This window comes from Methyloceanibacter sp. (assembly GCF_050726195.1).
Lineage (GTDB): Bacteria > Pseudomonadota > Alphaproteobacteria > Rhizobiales > Methyloligellaceae > Methyloceanibacter.
Window position 1 is genome coordinate 19757 of sequence record NZ_JBOHJC010000008.1, and the last position, 22048, is coordinate 41804.

Here is a 22048-nt window from a genome sequence, read left to right on the forward strand (position 1 = left end):
CCAACCTCACCACCGCGGGCTCACGGGCGCCTTGCCGAAGATCTCGGCGAGGCGATTGCGCGTGCCCTGCTCGGTCGCCGACGGCACGCCGTCCGGCGCGAACATCTCCGCCTCGGCGATCTCCCCCTTGCGGCGATAGTTCTCGCGCCGCGTCCAATCGCGGATGACGAACACGGCGATATGGTCGCCGGGAAAGTTCGAGCCGTTGGAGAACACGCCGTGCAAGGCGGCCGGGCCGGTCAGCGCGACCCCCACCTCCTCCTTGAGCTCGCGGGCAAGCGCGTCTTCGAGCGTCTCGCCCCATTCGACGCCGCCGCCGGGGAAGAACCAGCCAGGCCGGTAGCTATGGCGGACCAGGAGCACGCGGCCGTCCTCGCCCACGACCACGCCCTGCGCGCCGAGCGTCATGCCCCGCCGCAAGCGCCAGATGGGCCGCAGCATCGCCGTGATGAGCCGCGAGACATGGGCGTTTGATCGTGGCGAGCTCAGACCTGCCTCCTCGCTAGTTCTTCTTCTTGACGGCGGCCGGCGGTGCCGAGCCCGAAGTTTGTGGCGGCGCATCGCCGGGCTGCACCGAGATGCCGAACAGGCGCCAGCGTCCGCCGACCGCCTGATACAGCAATTCGAAATCGATCTGGACCGGCCGACTCGAGAAGTAACCTTTGAGGCGCAACATGCCTTTCGTCTGATCGAGCTGCGGCTGCTCGCTGAGCTGCGGGGTCATCACCGCAACAGCCGAGAGGTCGATCCGCCTCGCGCTCAGGTCGGCAAAGCTTTGCGAGAGGCGCGCGGCGGTGTTCGCCTCGCGAAAGCCCGGCGCGCCGGAGTCGCGCAGCACGGTGAAATTGCCGGTCTGAATTGCGTCGTTGAGTGTGATCAGGCTGTTGCGCACGAGCAGCACGATCTTCTCGGCGTCGGGCATCACCACCTGCTGCTGCGCTTGCGCCAAACTCGGCACAGCAAGAATCAGCAAAACGCTGAACGCTGCGGTCATTATGAATCGCTGTCCCATGCTCCGATCTTGTCATGGCTGCCAGGCCGACACCACTTGCTCCTTCTCGTTCGTCATGGCCGGGCTTGTCCCGGCAATCCACTTGGGCCTCTCCCCCTGCCGCTCCACCCTATAAGATGCCCGGAACAAGTCCGGGCATGACGAATGAGAGGGATGCGGCCATGCCAAGGCTTCTCGCCGGGCAGGAGCCCGCGAGGCATGAGGCTTGCCCTCAGGCTTGACCCGAGGCGTGGCGCGCCGAGAGGCGCAATCCGTAATGGTGTCGTGTCCTTGGCGAGGACACGCGGGCGCCTTCCGGCGCGCCACTCGCGGCGTCTTACTCGACATCGGGCCCCGCTTTCCGTTGGCCGGCGATGGGCTCCGGGCGGTCAGCCAGCTCCTGACGGGGGCCCGTAGTGGCCCCGGGGGGAGCCCCGATGCGGCCCGAGTGCCTCGCAGCGTACGAGGCCCGCAGGCGCCGCACCCCGTCCCGCCACTCAAGACGCCTCTAGAGCAACGCCCCTTCAGCGGACGAGGTGCGCGCAGTGTAATAGGGAGTGATGCGGAGGTCTAGGAATATTTTCCGGTATATAGTATCGAAGCCGGTATCAGAAAGAACTTCCTCCCCCTGAAAGGGGGAGGAATTCACACACCTACCAACCGAAGCTGAGACCGGCGCGGCCGGCGACTTCGCCCTCGCTCGTGCCGACACCGACGCCTGCGTCCGCAACGAGCGTGCCGCGGCCACCTCCGAGCAGATCGGTGGCGACGACGCCAGCCGCAGTGAAGCCGAAGGCGTTGGCGTCGTCGAAGCCGCCCCAGCCGGCGCGCATGGCGAAATGCTGACCCGGCAGCAGGATGGGCTGCGCCAGCGACGCCACGGCGGCGAGGCCCTCGGTCAACTTCTTGTCGCGGCGACCTAACGCGTCAATGTCCGACTGCAACCCCGCGACGTCCGACCGCAAGCCCGCAATGTCGCCCTGCGTGGCGAGACCGAGCTGCGACGGCGTGTAGGCGGCAAGATCGCCGCCGGCGTTGGACGTGACAATGTGCGTCGCCTTGCCTTGCGCGGACTTGCTGCGGCTCGAAGTGAGGCCCACCATGGTGTAGGTGTTTGCGGACGTGCCGAACACCTGCTGATTGTCGCGCGTCGTCGTCGCGCCGTTGCCGAACGCCGCGGCGTTTTTATGCACCACCGTCGTATTCGGACCGATGGCCGTGCTGTTCGTCCCCGTCGCCGTCGCGAAATCGCCGAACGCCGCGCCGCCGTTCCCGGCGGAGGCACCAGTGCCCATGGCGACGGAGCCCGTTGCGCTCGCGCCCTGCCCGATAGCGATGGCGTTCACGCCTGTCGCGCTCGAATTGAGACCCATGGCGATGGCGCCGTCCGCGCTCGCCAGTGAATTGGTGCCGATCGCGATGTTGTCGGACGGCGTGATTTCGCCGGGGCCGGTCGCCTGGGCGCCATTGCCCATGGCAAGCGAGGAATTGCCCGAAGCGGTCGCGTTCGGGCCTATGGCGACGGCGTTGGTTCCCGAGGCGACGGCGGCGGGAGCGGCAGAGTTCGCCTGGAAATAGACGCTTGAACCGGCGATCGAGGCGATCAGCTCATTGGTTTCGAACAGCTGGCTGCCGTTCACCGCGTCGGTGCTGGTCGCCGACAAGGTGCCGGCCGCCACGTTGACGATGTTGCGCTCGTTGCCGAGCGAGCCCACCGACACGGTGTTGGCGACGTTGGCCACCGAGTTTGCGCCGAGGGCGACCGAGTTGTTGCTGGCCGACGCGCCGAAACCGAGCGCCATGTTGGTCGCATTATCGCCGGTCGCCGTCGCACCTTGGCCGATGGCGATATTGGCGCTGTCCGCACCGCTGGCATTGGCGGTTGAGCCAAGCGCGGTGTTGCGGCTGTTGGCGCCGCCGGCATTGGCAGACTCCCCGCTAGCGAGGTTGCGGCTGTTGTCGCCGGTGGCATTGGCGCCCGAGCCATAGGCGTTGTTGACGCTGCCATCGCCATTCGCAACGGCGCCAAACCCGTTCGCGATATTGAAGCTGTCGTTGCCGGTTGCATTAGTTTGACGTCCAATCGCGATATTGCTGCTGTTGCCGGCGGTGTTGCTGGCATTGGCCAGGAAACCGCTGGCTATGTTCTGGCTGCCAGCGCCGCTGGCGTTGGCGCTATCGCCGGTTGCGATGTTGGAACCACCGTCGCCCGCGGCATTGGCGCCGCTGCCCATCGCGGTATTGAGGCTGCCAGCGCCGCTGGCATTGGCTAAAGGACCGGTGGCAACGTTGCCGCTGCCGGCGCCGCTGGCGTTGGCGTCGTCGCCGAGGGCGATATTTGAGCTGCCAGCGCCATTAGAATTGCTGCCGACGCCGACCGCGACGTTGGAGCCGCCGTCGCCGGAGGCGAACGAGCTGTTGCCGATTGCGACGTTTGCGGCATCGGTATCGCCGGTGGCTGTGGCAGAAGCACCAATAGCGGTGTTGCCGCTGCCGTTCAGGCCGCTGGCGTCGGCGTTGGCACCAACCGCCGTGTTGGCAGCCGTATCGCCGCTCGCATCGGCCTGGTTGCCGAAGGCACTGTTTTGGCTGTTTGTACCGCTGGCAATTGCGTTCTGGCCGCAGGCCGTATTGTCTCCGCTTCCACCGTCATCGCCTGCCGCTCCGACCGGCCCGGCGCCCGCATTTTGGCACACGACCGCCAAGGCGCGGTCTGGTGGAAGCGTTACGCTGAGGATCGCCGCGAGCGCGGCAGTGGACAGCAGCGATAGAGTGGTGGTGCGCATTTCCGAGTCCCCCTTCTTCCGCGCGCATCGCGCGGACCCCCTAAGGGACCGCAAGCGTCACATCGGGACGGAGCGAGGAACGGGGAACGAGGGCGTCGCGGGTGACTGGACGAGGCGATTGCAGCCTACGCAATTTGCAAGCGCAGCGTGCTGAAAGCAGATGCACGCCGCGGTCTAGTTGTCGCCGCGCCATGGTTAACCGTCAGTTAACGGAGAATTTTTTACCTCCCCCTGCAAGGGGGAGGGATTAGTCGTAGCCTGCACGGAGCGAACCGTAATGCGGGATCAGATGCCTTCGTCCGGGCCCCCGGATTGCGCTTCGCTGATCCGGGCTACAGGCCCCGTGCAGTAGGGCTCGAGCGAGCACCTTGCCAAAGTAGCTTCCGGTAGCTACTTTATGCTCATGCGCTCCGTCGGCCTGAAAGTGCTGAAAAACAAGCTCAGCGAGTATGTGCGGCTTGCCGCCGGCGGCGAGACCGTGCTCGTCACCGACCGCGACCGCGTGGTCGCCGAACTCGTGCCGCCGCGCCCGGACCGCAGCCCGCTCGTCGCCGATGCCAAGTTGGCGGAGGCAGTCCGCAAAGGACTGATTACACCGGCCCGGCTTCCAGGCGGCAGAGTGCCTCCGCGCAAGCCGGTCGCGACATTTCGTGAGCTAATGCAGGAATTGGATGCCGATCGAGAGGATCGATGATCTTCCTCGATAGCTCGGTGGTGATTGCGCACCTATTGGCCGAGGATCGCACTCCGCCTGACGCCTTGTGGCAGGAAGAGCTAACCGCAAGTCGGCTACTTCAATACGAGGTTTGGAACAAGCTCAACGCGCGGCACCTCGCTCGTTCACACGGAGAAGAGGCTCGCACTTTGATCGATACTATCGCGCTGATCGAGCTATCGCCGGCGGTGCTTGAGAGAGCACTTGAGCCATTCCCAACGCCGGTCCGCACACTCGATTCGTTGCACCTAGCTTCAATCGAGTTCCTTCGTCAGCAGGGGCAGGCCATCGAACTCGCAAGCTATGATAAGCGGCTCACCGCCGCGGCGCGAGCGCTCAGCATCGCAATCATGGACCTGTGAAAGAGGGCATCCAGTAACCACTGAACTGACGAATCCAGCGCGGTCGGCCGCATGTTCACCCTCGCCCATCTCTCCGACATTCATCTGAGCCCGATGCCGCGCGCCAAGCGCCGGCACCTCCTGTCGAAGCGCCTGCTCGGCTATGTGAACTGGCATCGCGGGCGGAAATTCGTGCACCGGCGCGACTATCTCGATCTCCTGACCCGCGACCTGATCGAGCGCAAGCCCGACCACGTCACTGTGACCGGCGACCTCGTCAATCTCGGCCTGCCCGAGGAGTTCCTGCGCGCCGCCGAGTGGCTGCATCATCTCGGGCCCCCGGACCATGTCACCGCCATCCCAGGCAATCACGATGCCTATGTGCGGCTGCACCCCGAGCGCGGCACGCGGCACTGGCAGCCGTACATGGAAGGGAACGCGGCCGGCGAGGCGCTGTTCAGGACGCCCGACACCGGCTTCCCCTTCGTGCGCCGCTACGGCGATATCGCCATCGTCGCCCTATCGTCGGCCATCCCCACCATGCCGTTCATCGCCGCCGGCAAGCTTGGCCGCCCGCAGCTCGATTACTTGGCGAGCGCTCTCGACACTCTCGGGCGCGAAGGCTTGTTCCGCGTCGTGCTGATCCATCACCCGCCCCTTCCCGGCCAAGCCGGCTGGCGGCGCGGCTTGCGCGACGCCACTAAGCTCCGCGAGGTGTTGCGGGCGCATGGCGCCGAGCTTGTGCTGCACGGCCACGATCATGCCCAGACGGTGCACGAGCTCGATACCGCGAGCGGAACAGCGCTGATCGTCGGCGTGCCGTCGGCGTCGGAGGCCGTGGAAGGGCAGTCGCCCGCTGCGCGTTACAACGAGTATATGATCGAGCGGTCCGGCGATGGCTGGCGTGTGGAAATGGTCGGCCGCGCGGCGGCAAGCAACGAGCATGTGTGGGAATGCGAGCGGCGCATACTACGCGACCGCTGAGGCCCGCTTTCCCGGCGAGCGATCAGTCAAACTGGGAGATGCTGAGCCAAACGGCGGCGAACAGGCCGGCCGCGCCGGTGATCACGCCGACGACGAAGGCTGCGACCACAACGCCCATTCCGCCGGAACCTGCCGGCTCGGTGTCGACGAGCTTCTCCCTGCGGCCGGACTCCACCAGCGCCGTTTCGAGCCGCTCGCGGCGCACGATCTCGTGCGCCACATGTTTGGTGATGCGTTCCGCCATGTCGGCGACGTTGTTGGCGCTGAACAAAGTCCGCCGCCCGTTCTCGCTGTTGCGGACTAAGAGATAGGCGCCGGAGCCCTCGTCGACGGCGACATAGGTGAAGAGATCGATCCACAGCCGCGCCGGACGGCTCGGCACCAGCGCCAGGTTGAACCTGTCGTCCTGTTTCGGAATCTCGGCGAAGATCGTCTCGAGCTCCGCCCTCAGCAGCTCGAGCCGCGCCATCTCGCCGTCGCGGAGATCGGCGGTAACGTCGAGGCGCTCGGCCTCGTCGAGACGCGCTTTGCGGATCGCCTCGCGCAGCGACCGACTGGCGGCCGGACGCGCGATGGCTTTGGCGGTTTCCTCCATCCCCGTGACGCCCCTGTTATTCTCCTTGTTGGGCTCAGCATAGCCCGCCAAACGGCGGAAATGCGACCGAAATTCGTTCCCGGATTTTTGCCAGAACTTCGCCTCTGGCGCCCCTTCGCCCGCCTCCGACACCCACGGCGGGCGGGTCGCGCGGAGCGCCTCGCCCCAGGGCCGCGGGGCGGGGGCGGACGGCAATCCTGTCAGCTTATTTGGCGGCGAGTACAACGGAGGCCCTGGCGTCGTCGAACCACTTGTCGATGGCGGTGTCGATATTGGCCTCCAAGCTGGACTTCCATGTGGCAATGGTGGCGTCGAGCGCCTCCTCGTTGGCGGCGACGAAACTCTCGCGGTTGATCGCTTCGTTGGCCTCGTTGGCGAGATAGTCGATGACCGTGCCGATCACGACGCCGATGGCGGCGCCGACCACCTGCCCGCCCATGGGCTGGACCGCGGTGCCGACCGCCGCCCCTTGCAGCGCCGGCGCCAGCCGCGTGCCGACCGACACGGCGACCCGGCCCGACAGCGCGCCGAAGCTCCGTGCGATGATGCCGTTGATGGCAGGCCCGAGCGCGAGCGCGCCGACCGTGCCGCCGGCCGCCGCCGTGCCGACACCGACCACGCCGTCAAACGCGCGGTCCTCCATGAGGTAGGTTGGCGCTTTCCATTTCTGCGCGTCCCAATCGAGCTTGACGTTGGTCATCGACGCCGACGGGGGCACCTCCTCCATGTGACTGGTATGCTTGGCGAGGAACAGCTGGAGCCGCATGTCGCCGTTGGCGATCACCCGCCGGTAGCTGTCATGGGCGTGGCGCACCGCCTGCTCGACGCCCTTGGTGATGGTCTCGTCGCGAAGTTCCGGCTTCAGCACCTGCTCCTTGTAATTGCGCAAAAAATATTCCCGGACGTCGGCCTCGATGGCCTCTGTCACCGACTCGTATTTGCCGGTTTCGAGGAACCGGGAGACGGCGGAGGAAACCGTCTCCTTCAACACCACATAAGAGCGCTTCCAGGCGAAGAACCAGTCGGCATAGGCCGAGATCGCCTGCTCGCGGTCCTGGAAGGCGAGCGCGAAGCTGCGGTCGAGGTCCTGATGCGCCGCCTGCTTGATGCGCGCGCGCTCCTCGTCGAGCATCAGGATCGTGTCGTTGACGAACTTGTCGGCCTCGGACTTGCTGGCGATCACCTTGTGCAAGGTGCCGTCCACGTCCTTAACCACGAGGTCGACGGCGTCGGGCGGGAGTGTCTTGCTCGGGAAGAAGATGTCGAACACGCTCTTGTCGGCGTGGACCGACGCCGTGTGGTCGAGATGCCGGTAATAGCTGCGATAGAACGTCGTGCCGAGCGACAGGATTGCGTAGGCGATGAGCACGAGCCCGATCGAGATGCCGATCGGCCGGAGCAGCATACCGAGCGCGCTTGGGCGGACCACCTTCTGCCTGACGGCGCGGCCGCCGCTTCTCGCCTTGGCCAGCTTGCCGGAAGGCTCGTCGATGATCTCGGCAACGTCGCTTCCCGACGCGACGGTAAGCGCGGTGTTCTGTCGTGGCATGTCGTCCATGTCGTTTGTCACCTCAGAGTGGTGAAATTCTAGCATCCCCCGCACACGTGCGCGCTTCATATAGGCACACATTGCCAACTTGTAAGGATGCCGGGAAGCTCCCCGTTGCAAAATCGGTTAGCGGCGGCGCGGCGGAACCTCCTCTCGGCTTTCCCGTTTTAACTTCAAGCACGTGAGTCGAGGAGCAGACGTCATGCTCAAGCATAAGCCGAATGGACAGCCGCCCCAGGAGCAGGACCGCCAGCCGGGCCGCGAAACCGAGATGGTGCCGCAGCCCGAATTCGAGCCCCGCTATCCGAGCGCGGGCCGCCTCGCCGGCAAGACCGCGCTGATCACCGGCGGCGACAGCGGCATCGGCCGCGCGGTGAGCGTGCTGTTCGCCCGCGAGGGTGCGGACGTCGCCATCGTCTATCTCGAAGAGGACGAGGACGCCGAGGAGACGAAACGTCTGGTCGAGGAGGAAGGCGGCGAATGCCTCTTGATCAGAGGCGATATCGGCTCGGCAAGCTTCTGCGCCGATGCCGTGAAGCAGACCGTCGCCCAGTTCGGCGGCCTCGATGTCCTCGTCAACAACGCCGCGGAGCAGCACGTGGACGAGGACGTCGGCGACATCAGCGAGAAGCAACTCGCCCGCACCTTCCGGACAAATGTCTACGGCTATTTCTATATGACTCAGGCGGCGCTGCCGCATCTGACGCGCAGCGCCACCATCATCAACACCGCGTCGGTGACCGCCTATCGCGGCCAGACCGTGCTCGTCGACTACTCGGCCACGAAGGGCGCCGTCGTCTCGTTCACCCGCTCGCTGTCGCAACAGCTTGCCAAGGAAGGCATCAGGGTCAACGCCGTGGCGCCCGGGCCGATCTGGACGCCGCTCATCCCGGCGAGCTTCGCTGCGGACAAGGTCGCGGAATTCGGGCAACATGTGCCTCTGGGCCGTGCCGGCCAGCCCAACGAGGTGGCGCCGTGCCACCTGTTCCTCGCCTGCGAGGATTCCTCCTACATGACCGGCCAGGTGTTGCATCCCAATGGCGGCGAGATGGTCGGAAGCTGAGCTGCCGCTGTTCAAGCAACGGCGGATCAACGATCCCGTTGCGGCGCTTCGCTTGCTTGCAGGCGAAGCCCGCGGCTGCACGCGTTGCGACCTTTACAAGCACGCAACGCAGACCGTGTTCGGCGAAGGCCCGGCCGATGCTTCGCTGATGCTGGTCGGCGAGCAGCCCGGCGATCAGGAGGATGTGCAAGGCCGCCCCTTTGTCGGGCCGGCGGGCCGAGTCCTCGACAAGGCACTCGAAGCGGCGAACATCGACCGCGACGAGGTCTATGTCACAAACGCCGTCAAGCACTTCAAGAACGAGCCGCGCGGCAAGCGCCGCATCCACAAGAAGCCTGACACAAGCGAGATCGACGCCTGCCATTGGTGGCTTGAGAACGAGTTCGACGTGCTGCACCCGCGTATCGTCGTGGCGCTTGGCGCCACCGCAGCGCGCGCCGTCATGGGCAAGCCGATGACCATCGGCGCCAACCGCGGCCGGCTCCTGGCGCTAACCGGCGAGTCCGAGGCGCTCATCACCGTCCACCCCTCCTATCTGCTTCGCCTCCGCGAAGAACGTGACAAGCGCCGCGAGTTCGATCTTCTGGTGAAGGACTTGCGCCTCGCGGCCGATGCGGCGAAGTAGGCCTGAGCTTGTAGGCTACCGGCGGCTGCTCGTCTCAGGTACAAAAAAGGCAATTCAGCTCAGCGAGTAGAGGCGCCAGGCGTGGTCAAACCAGCGGCCCTATCGGAGTTGATCGGCGTCGTCTACGACGCAAGCCTCGACCCGCGTCTTTGGCCTGAAGTCCTGCGCAGAGTGGCCGACTTCATCGAAGGTTGCGCGGCGGTGCTCTATTCGCACGACGTGGTCCATGCGAGCGGGAGGTTCCATTTCAACTGGGGAGACAACCCGGACTACACCAGGGCATATTTCGAGCGGTATATCAGGCTGAACCCGCTGGCTCCGCATTTCATGATGGCCGCGCCGGGAGACGTCGTCGTCGCATCGCGAATGATGCCTTACGAAGAACTGGTCGCCTCGCAATTCTTCCAGGAATGGTGCGCACCCCAAGGCTACACGGATTTCGTGGCGGCGACGCTCGACAAGTCTTCGACCAGCGTCGCAACGCTCTCGGTCGGCCGCGACATGAGCCAAAATCTCGTCGATGACGCGATGATCCATCGCATGACGCTACTCGCGCCGCATGTTCGGAGGGCCGTGGCGATCGGCAAGGTGATCGACCTCGCCAAGGTCGAGGCTGCCGCTTTCGGCGACACGATCGACGGCCTTGCAGCCGCTGTGCTCCTGGTGGACGAACATGGCGCCATCGTCTTCGCCAACAGAAGCGCCGAAACGATGCTTGAGGAGGGCCAAGTCGTGCGCCGCGCCGGCGACTCGCTCTGCCCCGTCGACAATGAGGCCGCTGACGCGATGCGATCTGCTTTCCGCGCCGCCGCAGGAGGGGACACGGCGGTCGCGGTCAAGGGAATCGCCGTGCCGCTCATCGCCAGCGACGGCGACCGCTATCACGCCAACATCCTGCCGCTGACGTCCGGCTCCCGCCGGCAAACAGGCGTCGCTTACGCGGCGGTCGCCGCCGTCTTCCTCCGCAAGGCCGAGCTCGATGTGCCAGGGCCGATCGAACTGGTGGCCAAGACCTACCGGCTGACAGGTGCGGAGATCAGGGTGCTTTACGCCGTCCTCGAATGCGGCGGCGGCCCCTCCGCGGCCAGGATGCTCGGGCTCTCAAGCGCCACGGTGAAAACGCATCTGCACAATCTGTTCGAAAAGACCGGCACAAAAGGCCAGACCGATCTCGTCAAGCTCGTTGCCGGCTTCGCCAGTCCCTTGGCCGGTTAGCCCGCCGTCTCGGCAGCCACCCGAAATTTAGTTTCCCCATTTCACCCGATCGGTCGAGGCGCGGCGCCCCTTCGTTGCGCTAGGGATAAGCGAACGGAGGTGGCGCGGAGAACGACCCGCAGCAACCCAAAGGAGAACGGCTATGGCATGGCAAATACCGCAATCCGTGACTCAAGCGGGCACCGTTGCCGATCTTGGAACGACCGACAGCGTATTCGTCGCGAGCGGCGTCACCATCGCATCGACGGCAAGTACCACGATCTTCGGAACCGGCAGCAGCAACGAGGTTCTCGTCTACGGCACGGTCGCAACTACTGCCTCGATTGCGATACGCCTAGGCGGCGGCACAGTGACCATAAGCCCGGGCGGTCAAGTTCATACGTTTGGGGTCGCATCCCTAGCGATCGTCTTTTTCGAAGCGAATTCTCACCTCACGAATGCGGGACTGATTTCTGCGCCGACGGGAACCGGAATCCGCATCGGTGGGATAAGCGCAACGACGACCTCGACGATCGACAACAGCGGTACGATCGACGCAACCAGCTTCGCTATTTTTGGATCAAACGGCACCACCGAAACGATTCTACTTCAGAACAGCGGCGAGATATCCGGAGACGGCGCGGCTTACTCCAGAACCGGCGCGGTCGCGAGAGACGTGGTTACCAACACCGGACAAATGATCGGCGACATTCTCTTAGGCCCCGGCAACGACGCCTATAACGGCGCACAAGGGCGCCTTTCCGGAGACGTGCTCGCCGGCGACGGCAACGATGTCGTGACCGGCGGCATCGACAACGACATCTTCTTCGGTGATGCCGGCAACGACGCGCTTAACGGCGGCTTTGGCAACGACACATTGAACGGCGGCGCCGGCAACGATGTGCTGACCGGCGGCTCGGGACGCGACACGCTGTTCGGCGGCCTCGATGCCGACCGCTTCGACTTCAATTCCGCCAAGGAAAGCGTCAAGGGCGGGAACCGCGACCGGATCATGGACTTCAACCGCGGCCAGGGCGACAAGATCGACCTCAAGGACATCGACGCCGAGTCGGGCGGGGGCAATCAGAAGTTCACGTGGATCGGCAAGAGCAAGTTCCACGACGAGAAGGGCGAGCTGCGCTACATCGACAAGGGCGCCACCGTGATCGTCCAGGGCGATGTGAACGGCGACGGCAAGGCCGACTTCGAGATCTTCGTCAATGTCGGCGCTCTCGCCAAAGGCGATTTCATTCTTTAGGGCGGATACACATTGAATCCCTCCCCTTCAGGGGAGGGTGGCGAGACGCGCATAGCGCGACGAGCCGGGTGGGGTGTGCGCCCCGCCCCACCCGTCGCGCCAGCCGACTTCGCTTCGCGAAGATCGGGGCGCGACTGCCCTCCCCTCGCGGGGAGGGATTCCAAATCTCTCGCGCGTCGCTACCCGCTCTACGCGGCGCCGGCCAGCCACGCGAACAGCCCCTTGCGGTCTGTCCGGTATTGCGCCGCCGTATCGCCGTCGCCGACCTTGATGGTGATGCCTCCCAAATCGTTGACCACCGCGAAGGCGTGCTCGTCGGTGACGTCGTCGCCAGCATAGACGGGGATGCGGCCCGCGAACGGCGGTTCGGCGAGAAACGCGGCGACCGCCGTGCCCTTGTCGACGCCTTCCGGGCGCAGCTCGTAGATCATCTTGCCGGAAAGAATAGCGAGGCCGGCGACCCCGGTCGCGGCCGCCTCGACCGCCATCTTGCATGCCTCCGCCAGCTCGGGCCGCTGGCGGTAGTGCAACGCCACCGATGTGAGCTTGGGCTCAAGCAAGAGACCCGGATTGGCCTCCACCAACGGCTCGAGCCGCGCCGCCGCCCTTTTCACGGCCCCCAAGCCGCGCTGATCGACGTGAACCCGGCCCTTTGCGTCCCGCCGCACCGAACCGTGCTCGGCGGCGACCGACAACTTCAGCGGCGGGAGGAAGCCATCCACCACGTCGAGCGGCCGTCCCGTCACCACCGCGACCGCTCCGCCGAACCGATCGTCGAGCGATTCGAGCACATGGCGCACCACTGGCTCCACATCAACCAGATCCGGCCGGGCCGCGATCTGCACCAGCGTTCCGTCGAAATCGATGAAAAAGGCGGGGTTCGCCGGAATGGGCGGCAAAGACCTTGGCATCAGTCCTCGTCAGTTCGCAACAAATCGTCCGTGTTCGTTCCCGTCATGATTCCAAGGCCCTAAGCGATCTTGCGCCCGCGCCGCACCAGGCGCGCAGGGCAACACCTCGGCTTGATGGAAGTAGAACAAATTTGGACACGTTAGGAACCCATTGTGACCTTTTCGGTTTAAAATATGACGCTCTATCGGAGGTGGGACATGGGGGCGTCATTCAACGAGGCTATGAGACATGTCGGACGTCTCAAGCATGCATCTTGGCATGCCGAGGCCCCTCGCGAACTCCGGGAGGCGCAAGATGACGGCTAAGACGCGGCGGCTGGTCGTCGTCTCCAACCGCGTCGCCGACTTCAACGCCAAGTTTCAGACCGGCGGGCTCGCCGTCGCCCTTGGCGATGCGCTGAAGGCCTCGCAAGGCCTGTGGTTCGGCTGGAGCGGCGAGGTCACCAAGGACGCCGCCGGCGCCGCCACCAAGGTCGAAACGAACTCCGGCCTCACCGTCGCCACCATCGATCTCACGCCGGAAGAGGCCGAAGGTTATTACTACGGCTACGCCAACCGCTGCCTGTGGCCGGCACTCCACTACCGCCTCGACCTCGCCCAGTGCAACGAGGCCCACAACGAGATCTATTTCAACGTCAGCGCCAGGTTCGCCGATGCGCTGATGCCGCTGATCGGGCCCGACGATCTCCTTTGGGTGCATGATTATCATCTGATCCCGCTCGCCGAGGAACTGCGCGGGCGGGGCTGCACCTCCCGCATCGGCTTCTTCCTGCACACGCCCTTCCCTTCGCCCGAGATCTTCGCCGCCGTGCCCGGCCAGAAGCGGCTCGGCAACGCGCTGATGGTGTACGACGTCGTCGGCTTTCAGACCTGCTCCGACCGCGACAATTTCCGCCGCTACGTCGCCGCCTCGCTAGACGGCGAGCAGCTGCGCGGCGACCGCATCGCGGCGCAAGGCGAGACCGCGCTCGCGTCCGTATTCCCCGTCGGCATCGATGCCGCCGCCTTTCGCAGACTTGCCGACAGCGAGAGCGCGAAACCCCCTGTCCTCCCCGATCTCGGCGAGGACATGAAGACCATCATCGGCGTCGACCGGCTCGACTACACCAAGGGCCTGCCAGAGCGGCTCCGCGCCTTCGAGATGCTGCTCGAGGAATTTCCCGAGCATCGCGGCAAGGTGCGCCTGGTGCAGATCGCCCCGCCCACCCGCGAGATCCTGCCGGTCTACCAGGAGATCCGCGAGGAGGTCGAGCGCCTGGTCGGCCGCATCAACGGCCGCTTCGGCGACATGCGGTGGACGCCGGTCACCTATCTGCATCGCGGCCTGCCCCAGGACACGCTCACCCGACTCTACCGGGAGAGTGCGGTCGGCCTCGTGACTCCCCTGCGCGACGGCATGAACCTGGTGGCCAAGGAATATGTGGCGGCGCAGGCCCCCCAGAATCCCGGCGTGCTCGTGCTGTCGCGCTTCGCCGGGGCCGCCGAGCAGCTGCGCGAGGCACTGCTCATCAACCCGCACGACATCAACGAGATGGCGCGGGCACTGGACCGCGCCTTAACCATGCCGCGCCAGGAACGCTGGGCCCGCCACAACCGGCTATGGCAGCGGATCGAGACCTACGACCTCGCCAATTGGCGGGACAGCTTCATCCAGACCTTCGCCGATTCCGACACCAAGCCGGTCAATTTGTTCCCCAAGAAGCTCGGCGTCGCCTGACGCCAGGCCCGAGGGGCGGCGCCCGGCCCCGGCGCCTGGGACCACCAAGCCCCTTACTTTTCTCCGCACTTGCGCTTATCAAGGCGCCCTTCGACACATCATCGCCCGCGCGCCCACTCGTTTGAGCCCCTATGATCGATCGCAACGACCGGCTCTGGTACAAGAACGCCGTCATCTACGAGCTGCACATCAAGGCGTTCTACGATGCCGACAACGACGGCATCGGCGACTTCGCCGGCCTCGTGCAGAAGCTCGACTATCTGCAGGAGCTCGGCGTCACCGCCGTGTGGCTACTGCCGTTCTATCCTTCGCCGTTCCGTGACGACGGCTACGACATCGCCGACTACAGCGCGATCCACCCCACTTACGGCGCCATGCGCGACTTTCGCCAGTTCGTGGCGGCGGCGCACGCCCGGGGCATCAGGGTCATCACTGAGCTCGTGGTCAACCACACCTCCGATCAGCACCCGTGGTTCCAGCGGGCGCGGAACGCAAAGCCCGGCTCCGTGTGGCGCGATTATTATGTGTGGAGCGACACCGACCAGAAATACCCCGGCACGCGCATCATCTTCCTCGACACCGAGACCTCGAACTGGACCTGGGACCCCGTCGCCCAGGCCTATTTTTGGCACCGCTTCTATTCGCATCAGCCGGACCTCAATTACGACAATCCACGGGTCCTCGCCGAGATTCTGCGCGTCCTGCGTTTCTGGCTCGACATGGGCGTCGACGGGCTCCGGCTCGACGCCGTGCCCTATCTCGTCGAGCGCGAGGGCACTATCAACGAGAACCTGCCGGCGACGCATGAGATCCTGAAGCGGTTCCGCGCCGAACTCGACCAGCGCTACCCCGACCGCATGTTGCTCGCCGAGGCCAATCAATGGCCCGAGGACACGGCTCCCTATTTCGGCGACGGCGACGAGTGCCACATGGCGTTCCACTTCCCGCTGATGCCGCGCATCTTCATGAGTCTGGCGCGCGAGGATCGCTACCCCGTCACCGACATCATCAGCCAGACGCCTACCATTCCCGACCTCTGTCAGTGGGCGATCTTCCTGCGTAACCACGACGAGCTGACTCTGGAAATGGTCACCGACTCCGAGCGCGACTATCTGTGGGAGACCTACGCCACCGATCAGCGGGCCCGGCTCAATCTAGGCATCAGACGGCGCCTCGCGCCGCTCCTCGACAACGACCGCCGCAAGATCGAGCTCTTGACCGGCCTGCTCCTGTCCATGCCCGGCGCGCCTGTCCTCTATTACGGCGACGAGCTCGGCATGGGCGACAATTTCTATCTCGGCGACCGCGACGGCGTACGCACGCCCATGCAATGGTCCGCCGACCGCAATGGCGGCTTCTCGCGCGCCGACCCGCAGCGCCTCTATTTGCCGCCCATCATGGACCCGATCTATGGCTACGAGACGGTCAACGTCGAGGCGCAGCAAAAGCATGCCAACTCGCTGCTCAACTGGAACAAGCGCATGATCGCCGTGCGCCAGTCGCACAAGGCCTTCGGCCACGGCAAGATGACGTTCCTGCGGCCGCGCAACCGCAAGGTACTCGCCTATTTGCGCGAGCATGACGGCGACGTGCTGCTCTGCGTGTTCAACCTGTCGCGCTCGGCGCAAGCCGTCGAGCTCGACCTCGGCGCGCAGAAGGGCAAGGTGCCTATCGAGCTGACCGGCGCCTCTACCTTTCCGCCGATCGGCACGCTGCCTTACCTGCTCACCTTGCCGGCCTACGGCTTCTACTGGTTCACCCTCGCCGACGCCTCGCGCCTGCCATCGACGCCGGAGCTTGCACCGGAGTCCCTGCCCGAACTTGAAACATACGTGTTGGGCGAAGGATGGAACATTGTCGAGAGCCAGCGCGGCGATCGCGAGCGCATCGACCGCTTCGTCTACGACCTGCTGCCAAACTACCTTGCCCGGCAGCGCTGGCTCGGGCCCAAGGACATCGCGATCGTGTCGGCAATGCCGCAGCGCCTTGGCGAACTGCCCCAGTCCGCCCGCGAGAGTTTCTTGCTACTGGCCGCCGACGTCGCCCTGCAAGATGGCGCCAAACAGCGCTACTTCCTGCCGCTTGCGCTCTCCTGGGGCGAGCAGGACTTGCGGCACGACAGCCCCCTGCTGCCCTATCTCCTCGCCAAAATCAGGCGTGGGCCGCGGGCCGGCATCGTGTTCGATGCCGCAGCCGGCGAAACCTTCCCGAGGGCCTTGCTGAAGGCCATGGTGGAGCATACGACACTGCCGGCGTTCGAAGGCGAGTTGCGCCTCGAGGCGAGCGAGGCACTCCGTGCGCTCGACCTCGGCGAAGAGACCACCGTGCAGCGCGCCACGACCGGCGAGCAGGCACACACGTCAATGACCCTCGGCGACCGCGTGAAGCTCAAGATCGCGCGTCGGCTGCGCGCCGGCATGGACCCCGGCATCGAGATGGGCCGTTACCTCGCCAAGACCGGCTTCACCAACAGCCCCCGCTATCTCGGCTCGCTCGAGCATGTTGACGGCAGCGGCACGCCGACGGCGCTCGCCGTGGCCTTTGAGCACGTCCGCAATCAGGGGGACGGCTGGACGGTGGTGGTCAACGCCCTTGACCGCGAGCTCGAGGAAGCGAGCCTTGCCGGCCCTCCCCTCGATGGCGCCGTGCAAGGCATCCCTTATTCACTGTCGCTGATCGAGACCATCGGCCGGCGCACCGGCGAGCTGCATCGCGTCTTCGCCGAAGCCGGCGCCGGTGACCCGGACTTTGCACCAGAGCCGGTCACCAAAGCCGATCTCGAAGAGTGGACCGCGCGCACCATGGCCCGCGCCGAGCAGGCCTTCGCCTATCTCGAGCAATTGCCGGAGACGGCAGATGACGAGGTCCGCGCGGCCGCCGTCAAGCTGCTTGGCCTCCGCGAAGCGGTCCTCAAGCGTATCGAGACCCTGGTTCCCAAGATCGCGCGGGGCAACAAGCTCCGCCTGCACAACGACTACCACCTCGCCAAGGTGCTCGTCGCCGAGAACGACGTCTATATTGTCGACTTTGAAGGCGAGCCGGACCAGCCGGTGGCGGAGCGCCGCCAAAAGGCGCCGCCGTCACGCGACATCGCCACCATGCTGCGCTCGTTCGACTATGCCGCGCGGACCGCTGTCGACCGGCAGAAGCAGCGTGGCGCGAGCCAACTCGCCGAGATCGAGGCCCTCGCGCTTCGCTGGCGCTCCGACGCCGAGCGCAGATTCCTCAAGGCCTACGGCATGGCTCGGGACGATTCCGTGAGCGGCTCGCATCTCGCTGGCGGCGAGCTGCTGCCGCTGTTCTTGGCCGACAAGCTATTCCACGAGATCGTGTACGAAGGCGCCAACCGGCCCGTGCTGCTGTCGATTCCCTTGCGCGCCGCGCTTGAGCTTGTCGAGCCCATGCACGAGCCGGCTGGCGAGGAGACGGCACCGACGAGCCCATGAAGCTGAAACTCGAGCCTGGGTCGCCGCATCAGCTCGGCGCGACCTTCGATGGCCGCGGCGTGAACTTCGCCCTGTTCTCCGCCAACGCCACCCGCGTCGAGCTTTGCCTGTTCGACGCCGCCGGCGAGACGGCGCGCATCACCCTGCCCGAATACACCGACGAGGTGTGGCACGGCTATGTGCCTGGGCTCGCCCCCGGACAACTCTACGGCTACCGCGTGCATGGCCCTTACGAACCGCGCGCCGGGCACCGCTTCAATCCCAACAAGCTGTTGCTTGACCCTTACGCCCGCCTGCACGTCGGCCCTCTCGTGTGGGACGACGCCTTGTTCGGCTACCAAATCGGCGCCAAGCGCGCCGACCTCGTCATGAGCAAGAGCGACAGCGCGCCCTTTCTGCCGAAATGCGTGGTGGTCGCCGACGGCGAGCCGCCGTCGCACGCGCGTCCCAACCGCCCGTGGGCCGAGACGGTGATCTACGAGGCGCACGTCAAGGGCATGACCGCGAGTCATCCCGCCGTGCCGGAACATTTGCGCGGGACGTTTGCTGGGCTCACCGACCCGGCCGTTATCGATCATCTCGTCAAGCTCGGCGTCACCGCCATCGAGCTTCTGCCGGTGCACGCTTCCGTCGACGACCGCCACCTCGTCGATCACGGTCTCAGCAACTATTGGGGCTACAACAGTATCGGCTATTTCGCGCCGGCCACGCGCTTTCTCTCTCCGGGCGCCGGCGTTGAGGAATTCCGCGCCATGGTGGACCGGCTGCACAGCGCCGGCATCGAGGTCATCCTCGACGTGGTCTATAACCACACGGCGGAGGGCAACGACCTCGGCCCCACACTATCGTTCCGCGGCATCGACAACGCGTCCTACTACAAGCTCGCCGACGATCCGCGCCAATATTGCGACACGACCGGCTGCGGCAACACGCTCGATATCGGCCACCCGCGCGTGCTCCAGCTTGTCATGGATTCGTTGCGCTATTGGGTCACGGCGTGCGGCGTGGACGGCTTCCGTTTCGACCTCGCCACCGCGCTCGCCCGCGACAACACGGAGTTCGACCCGAGCGCGTCGTTCCTCGATGCCGTCGGCCAGGATCCGGTCCTAAGCCAAGTGAAGCTGATCGCCGAGCCGTGGGACCTCGGCGACAACGGCTACCAGGTCGGCGCGTTTCCGCCAGGCTGGGCCGAGTGGAACGATCTGTGGCGCGACGGGTTGAGATCCTATTGGAAGGGCGACATGGGAATGCTGCCGGCGCTTGGGCGCCGCATCTCAGGCTCAGCCGAGATCTACGACCGGCGCGGCCGCAAGCCCTGGGCGAGCATCACTTACGTCACGGCCCATGACGGCTTCACCCTGACCGACCTTGTCTCCTACAACCATAAGCACAACGAGGCGAACCAGGAGGGGAACCGGGACGGCCACTCCGACAATCGTAGCTGGAACTGGGGCGTCGAAGGCCCGACCGACGATTCCGCCATTCTCGATCTCCGCGACCGTCTGCGGCGCGCTTTTGTGGCAAGCCTTCTGTTCAGTCACGGCACGCCCATGCTGCAAATGGGCGACGAGCTCGGCCGCACGCAAGGCGGCAACAACAACGCCTTTTGCCAGGACAACGAGACGTCGTGGGTGAACTGGAGCAATCTCGGCGAACGCGACGTGGCCTTCCTCGAATTCGTGCGCGGCGTCGTCAGCTTAAGGGAGCAACTTCCGCTGCTGCGCAGCCGCAAGTTCCTGCACGGCGAGCCGGTGGCCCCGCTCATCAAGAGCATCGCCTGGTTCAAGCCGGACGGCGAGGAGAAGCAGGCCGAGCATTGGGAGGACCCGATCGCCAAATGCATTGGCGCGGCGTTCGCCGGCGACAAGCAGATCCTGCTGCTCCTGTTCAACAGCGACGCCGAGCCCATCGATTTCATCTTCCCGTATTTCGGCAAGCGCCATCTGCGCTGGCGGCTGTTGTGCGATTCGGCGCGCGGCCTGATCCGGCCGGACCCGGCGCCCATCGCCACCGGCAAGGTGACGATTCCGGGACACGGGCTCCTGTTGTTCGAGAGGACCGACTAATGGGGGCGCATTTTGCGCATGAACTGCCGTGGGGCGCGGAGCTGGTCGACGGCGGCGCGCGCTTCAGGCTGTGGGCGCCCGCGCAGGCCAACGTCTCGCTCGTGGTCGCCGATACCGACCAGGCAATCCCCATGCAGGCGGCGGGCGGCGGCTGGTTCGAGCTCACCACCGACGCCGTCGACGTTGGGCGCGGCTACGGCTTCGACTTGGCAGACGGTCGTTTCGTGCCGGACCCCGCGGCGCGGGCGCAGATGGGCGACGTGCACGGCTTCAGCCGCCTGACCGACCCCCGCGCCTATGACTGGCGCCACCCCGACTGGACCGGCCGCCTTTGGGAGGAGGCCGTTCTCTACGAGCTGCACACCGGCGCCTTCTCAGATGACGGCACGTTCGACGGCGTCGCCGGCGACCTCGACCGCCTCGCCGAGATCGGCATTACCGCCATCGAGCTTCTACCCGTGGCGCAGTTCTCAGGGAATCGCGGCTGGGGCTATGACGGCGTACTGCTCTACGCTCCCCATGTCGCCTATGGCGGGCCGGAGGGATTGAAGCGCCTGGTGGATGCCGCGCACGAGCGGGGCCTCATGATCCTGCTCGACGTGGTCTACAACCATTTCGGTCCGGACGGGAATTATCTCCCGCTCTACGCGCCGGACTTCTTTCATCCGGAGCGCCACACGCCCTGGGGCGGCGCCATCGCCTTCGATCGCAAGCCGGTGCGCGACTTTTTCATCCACAACGCGCTCTATTGGCTCGAGGAGTTTCGCTTCGACGGTCTCCGTTTCGACGCCATCGATTATATCCGGGATGACAGCGAAGAGCCGATCCTCGCCGAAATGGCCCGCGAGGTCCGCGCGCGCTTCCCGGACCGCCACATCCATCTCACCGTCGAGGACGACGACAACTCGACGCGGCTCCTCGATTTCGATGCGGACAACCGCCCGCGCCTCTTCACCGCCGAGTGGAACGACGACTGGCATCACGCCATGCATGCGCTCCTCACCGGCGAGGATGCCGGCTACTACCAGGACTACGCCGACGCACCGGCGAAGCGCCTCGCCGACACCATGGCGCTAGGTTTCGGCTATCAGGGCGAGCCGTCGCCGTTTCGCGGTGGGCGCAAGCGCGGCGACCCTTCCGCCCATCTACCGCCGACGGCATTCATCGACTTTCTCCAGAACCACGATCAGGTAGGCAACCGCGCCCACGGAGATCGCATCACGACCCTGGTGGCGCCTCAGGCGGTGGAGGCGGCCCTGACCTTGCTCATGTTATCCCCGCACATTCCTCTTCTCTTCATGGGCGACGAGTATGCAGAGGAGCGTCCGTTCCTGTTCTTCACCGACTTCACCGGCACACTGGCCGAGGCGGTACGCCAGGGCCGCAATCAGGAGTTCCGCAACAACAAGATGTTCACCGAGGCCTTCACGCAGAATCGCGTGCCCGATCCCAACGCAGCCGAGACCTTCGCCGCGTCGACACTCGCGCCGAGGACGTCCGCGCGCACCGATTTCCTGAAGCGCCTCATCGCGGCGCGCTTCGCCTATGTGGTGCCGCGACTCGCCGGCATCGGCGGCCATGCCGGCAAGGTGGAGGCGATCGACGGCCCCGCCTTTGCCGTGAGCTGGCGGCTCGGCGATGGTGACGCCCTCGCGCTCGCCGCAAATCTGGGCGGCAGCCCCGCCGCGCTGCCGCTCGCGCTGGGCGCGCCGTTCTTCGCCTATCCAGACGGCGCGGGCAGCGCGCTTGCGCGCGGCGACCTGCCGCCGTGGTCGGCCGTCGCTTCGTTGTCGGGTCAGGAGTAGCT

General features: G+C 65.6%; 17 protein-coding genes. 11 read left to right on the forward strand and 6 right to left on the reverse strand.

Annotated features, from left to right (window positions below):
- Window positions 1–6: 6 nt before the first annotated feature.
- From ACRECX_RS07210 to ACRECX_RS07220, 3 genes are all read right to left on the reverse strand, one after another.
- Entirely contained in the window at window positions 7–441 is a 435-nt protein-coding gene (locus ACRECX_RS07210) for an NUDIX domain-containing protein (RefSeq protein ID WP_431558151.1), read from the reverse strand.
- A 61-nt stretch (window positions 442–502) separates the two neighbouring features.
- Window positions 503–1012 (reverse strand): hypothetical protein, encoded by a 510-nt coding sequence (locus ACRECX_RS07215; protein ID WP_431558152.1) that lies wholly within the window; start codon window positions 1010–1012, stop codon window positions 503–505.
- A gap of 632 nt (window positions 1013–1644) precedes the next feature.
- On the reverse strand, window positions 1645–3777 hold the full coding sequence (locus tag ACRECX_RS07220; protein ID WP_431558153.1) for a YadA family autotransporter adhesin: 2133 nt from the start codon (window positions 3775–3777) through the stop codon (window positions 1645–1647).
- A 397-nt stretch (window positions 3778–4174) separates the two neighbouring features.
- On the opposite strand from ACRECX_RS07220, the gene ACRECX_RS07225 reads away from it, so the two are divergent.
- Genes ACRECX_RS07225 through ACRECX_RS07235 form a run of 3 tightly spaced genes read left to right on the forward strand, consistent with a single transcriptional unit; the run spans window position 4175 to window position 5817 of the window.
- Entirely contained in the window at window positions 4175–4471 is a 297-nt protein-coding gene (locus ACRECX_RS07225) for a type II toxin-antitoxin system Phd/YefM family antitoxin (RefSeq protein ID WP_431558154.1), read from the forward strand.
- Window positions 4468–4854, forward strand: coding sequence for a PIN domain-containing protein (locus tag ACRECX_RS07230; RefSeq protein ID WP_431558155.1), 387 nt, complete (start codon window positions 4468–4470; stop codon window positions 4852–4854). Before ACRECX_RS07225 ends, ACRECX_RS07230 begins: the two co-directional genes overlap by 4 nt.
- A gap of 51 nt (window positions 4855–4905) precedes the next feature.
- On the forward strand, window positions 4906–5817 hold the full coding sequence (locus ACRECX_RS07235) for a metallophosphoesterase family protein (protein WP_431558156.1): 912 nt from the start codon (window positions 4906–4908) through the stop codon (window positions 5815–5817).
- A gap of 22 nt (window positions 5818–5839) precedes the next feature.
- Here the strand turns inward: ACRECX_RS07235 and ACRECX_RS07240 are convergent, their stop codons facing one another.
- The gene (locus ACRECX_RS07240) at window positions 5840–6412 is read right to left on the reverse strand and encodes a hypothetical protein (protein WP_431558157.1); all 573 of its coding nucleotides are present in this window, start codon (window positions 6410–6412) and stop codon (window positions 5840–5842) included.
- A 205-nt stretch (window positions 6413–6617) separates the two neighbouring features.
- Window positions 6618–7970, reverse strand: coding sequence for a hypothetical protein (locus ACRECX_RS07245; protein WP_431558158.1), 1353 nt, complete (start codon window positions 7968–7970; stop codon window positions 6618–6620).
- 193 nt (window positions 7971–8163) lie between these two features.
- Between ACRECX_RS07245 and ACRECX_RS07250 the strand changes: the two genes are divergently transcribed.
- The 4 genes from ACRECX_RS07250 (at window position 8164) to ACRECX_RS07265 (ending at window position 12101) form a co-directional block, all read left to right on the forward strand.
- Window positions 8164–9024 carry an SDR family oxidoreductase gene (locus ACRECX_RS07250; protein ID WP_431558159.1) on the forward strand — a complete coding sequence of 287 codons (861 nt, stop codon included), beginning with the start codon at window positions 8164–8166 and terminating at the stop codon, window positions 9022–9024.
- The gene (locus ACRECX_RS07255; protein ID WP_431558160.1) at window positions 8999–9649 is read left to right on the forward strand and encodes a UdgX family uracil-DNA binding protein; all 651 of its coding nucleotides are present in this window, start codon (window positions 8999–9001) and stop codon (window positions 9647–9649) included. The genes ACRECX_RS07250 and ACRECX_RS07255 overlap by 26 nt, the downstream gene beginning before the upstream one ends.
- A gap of 81 nt (window positions 9650–9730) precedes the next feature.
- Window positions 9731–10864, forward strand: coding sequence for a helix-turn-helix transcriptional regulator (locus tag ACRECX_RS07260; RefSeq protein WP_431558161.1), 1134 nt, complete (start codon window positions 9731–9733; stop codon window positions 10862–10864).
- 142 nt (window positions 10865–11006) lie between these two features.
- A complete protein-coding gene (locus tag ACRECX_RS07265; protein WP_431558162.1) occupies window positions 11007–12101 on the forward strand; it encodes a calcium-binding protein in 1095 nt (364 codons plus the stop codon).
- Window positions 12102–12289: 188 nt separating this feature from the next.
- Here ACRECX_RS07265 and otsB read toward each other — a convergent pair whose 3' ends face one another.
- Window positions 12290–13012 (reverse strand): trehalose-phosphatase, encoded by a 723-nt coding sequence (gene otsB / locus ACRECX_RS07270; RefSeq protein ID WP_431558163.1) that lies wholly within the window; start codon window positions 13010–13012, stop codon window positions 12290–12292.
- Between the two features lie 295 nt (window positions 13013–13307).
- On the opposite strand from otsB, the gene ACRECX_RS07275 reads away from it, so the two are divergent.
- The 4 genes from ACRECX_RS07275 to treZ all read left to right on the forward strand — a co-directional run bounded on the left by ACRECX_RS07275 (window position 13308) and on the right by treZ (window position 22046).
- Window positions 13308–14729 carry an alpha,alpha-trehalose-phosphate synthase (UDP-forming) gene (locus tag ACRECX_RS07275; RefSeq protein ID WP_431558164.1) on the forward strand — a complete coding sequence of 474 codons (1422 nt, stop codon included), beginning with the start codon at window positions 13308–13310 and terminating at the stop codon, window positions 14727–14729.
- Window positions 14730–14860: 131 nt separating this feature from the next.
- Window positions 14861–18175, forward strand: a complete 3315-nt coding sequence (gene treS / locus ACRECX_RS07280) for a maltose alpha-D-glucosyltransferase (RefSeq protein ID WP_431558165.1) — start codon at window positions 14861–14863, stop codon at window positions 18173–18175.
- On the forward strand, window positions 18172–20241 hold the full coding sequence (gene glgX / locus ACRECX_RS07285; protein ID WP_431558166.1) for a glycogen debranching protein GlgX: 2070 nt from the start codon (window positions 18172–18174) through the stop codon (window positions 20239–20241). The genes treS and glgX overlap by 4 nt, the downstream gene beginning before the upstream one ends.
- Complete coding sequence (gene treZ, locus ACRECX_RS07290) at window positions 20241–22046, forward strand: malto-oligosyltrehalose trehalohydrolase (protein WP_431558167.1); 1806 nt, start codon at window positions 20241–20243, stop codon at window positions 22044–22046. The genes glgX and treZ overlap by 1 nt, the downstream gene beginning before the upstream one ends.
- Window positions 22047–22048 lie beyond the last annotated feature (2 nt).

What these genes read in the sequence shown, in the direction of transcription:
- ACRECX_RS07275 (WP_431558164.1), top strand. Translation starts at nt 13,308, where the DNA reads ATGACGGCTAAGACGCGGCGGCTGGTCGTCGTCTCCAACCGCGTCGCC.
- ACRECX_RS07235 (WP_431558156.1), top strand. Translation starts at nt 4,906, where the DNA reads ATGTTCACCCTCGCCCATCTCTCCGACATTCATCTGAGCCCGATGCCG.
- ACRECX_RS07240 (WP_431558157.1), bottom strand. Translation starts at nt 6,412, where the DNA reads ATGGAGGAAACCGCCAAAGCCATCGCGCGTCCGGCCGCCAGTCGGTCG.
- ACRECX_RS07215 (WP_431558152.1), bottom strand. Translation starts at nt 1,012, where the DNA reads ATGGGACAGCGATTCATAATGACCGCAGCGTTCAGCGTTTTGCTGATT.
- ACRECX_RS07210 (WP_431558151.1), bottom strand. Translation starts at nt 441, where the DNA reads ATGCTGCGGCCCATCTGGCGCTTGCGGCGGGGCATGACGCTCGGCGCG.
- treS (WP_431558165.1), top strand. Translation starts at nt 14,861, where the DNA reads ATGATCGATCGCAACGACCGGCTCTGGTACAAGAACGCCGTCATCTAC.
- ACRECX_RS07255 (WP_431558160.1), top strand. Translation starts at nt 8,999, where the DNA reads ATGGCGGCGAGATGGTCGGAAGCTGAGCTGCCGCTGTTCAAGCAACGG.
- treZ (WP_431558167.1), top strand. Translation starts at nt 20,241, where the DNA reads ATGGGGGCGCATTTTGCGCATGAACTGCCGTGGGGCGCGGAGCTGGTC.
- ACRECX_RS07265 (WP_431558162.1), top strand. Translation starts at nt 11,007, where the DNA reads ATGGCATGGCAAATACCGCAATCCGTGACTCAAGCGGGCACCGTTGCC.
- ACRECX_RS07220 (WP_431558153.1), bottom strand. Translation starts at nt 3,777, where the DNA reads ATGCGCACCACCACTCTATCGCTGCTGTCCACTGCCGCGCTCGCGGCG.
- ACRECX_RS07230 (WP_431558155.1), top strand. Translation starts at nt 4,468, where the DNA reads ATGATCTTCCTCGATAGCTCGGTGGTGATTGCGCACCTATTGGCCGAG.
- ACRECX_RS07250 (WP_431558159.1), top strand. Translation starts at nt 8,164, where the DNA reads ATGCTCAAGCATAAGCCGAATGGACAGCCGCCCCAGGAGCAGGACCGC.
- glgX (WP_431558166.1), top strand. Translation starts at nt 18,172, where the DNA reads ATGAAGCTGAAACTCGAGCCTGGGTCGCCGCATCAGCTCGGCGCGACC.
- otsB (WP_431558163.1), bottom strand. Translation starts at nt 13,012, where the DNA reads ATGCCAAGGTCTTTGCCGCCCATTCCGGCGAACCCCGCCTTTTTCATC.
- ACRECX_RS07225 (WP_431558154.1), top strand. Translation starts at nt 4,175, where the DNA reads ATGCTCATGCGCTCCGTCGGCCTGAAAGTGCTGAAAAACAAGCTCAGC.
- ACRECX_RS07245 (WP_431558158.1), bottom strand. Translation starts at nt 7,970, where the DNA reads ATGGACGACATGCCACGACAGAACACCGCGCTTACCGTCGCGTCGGGA.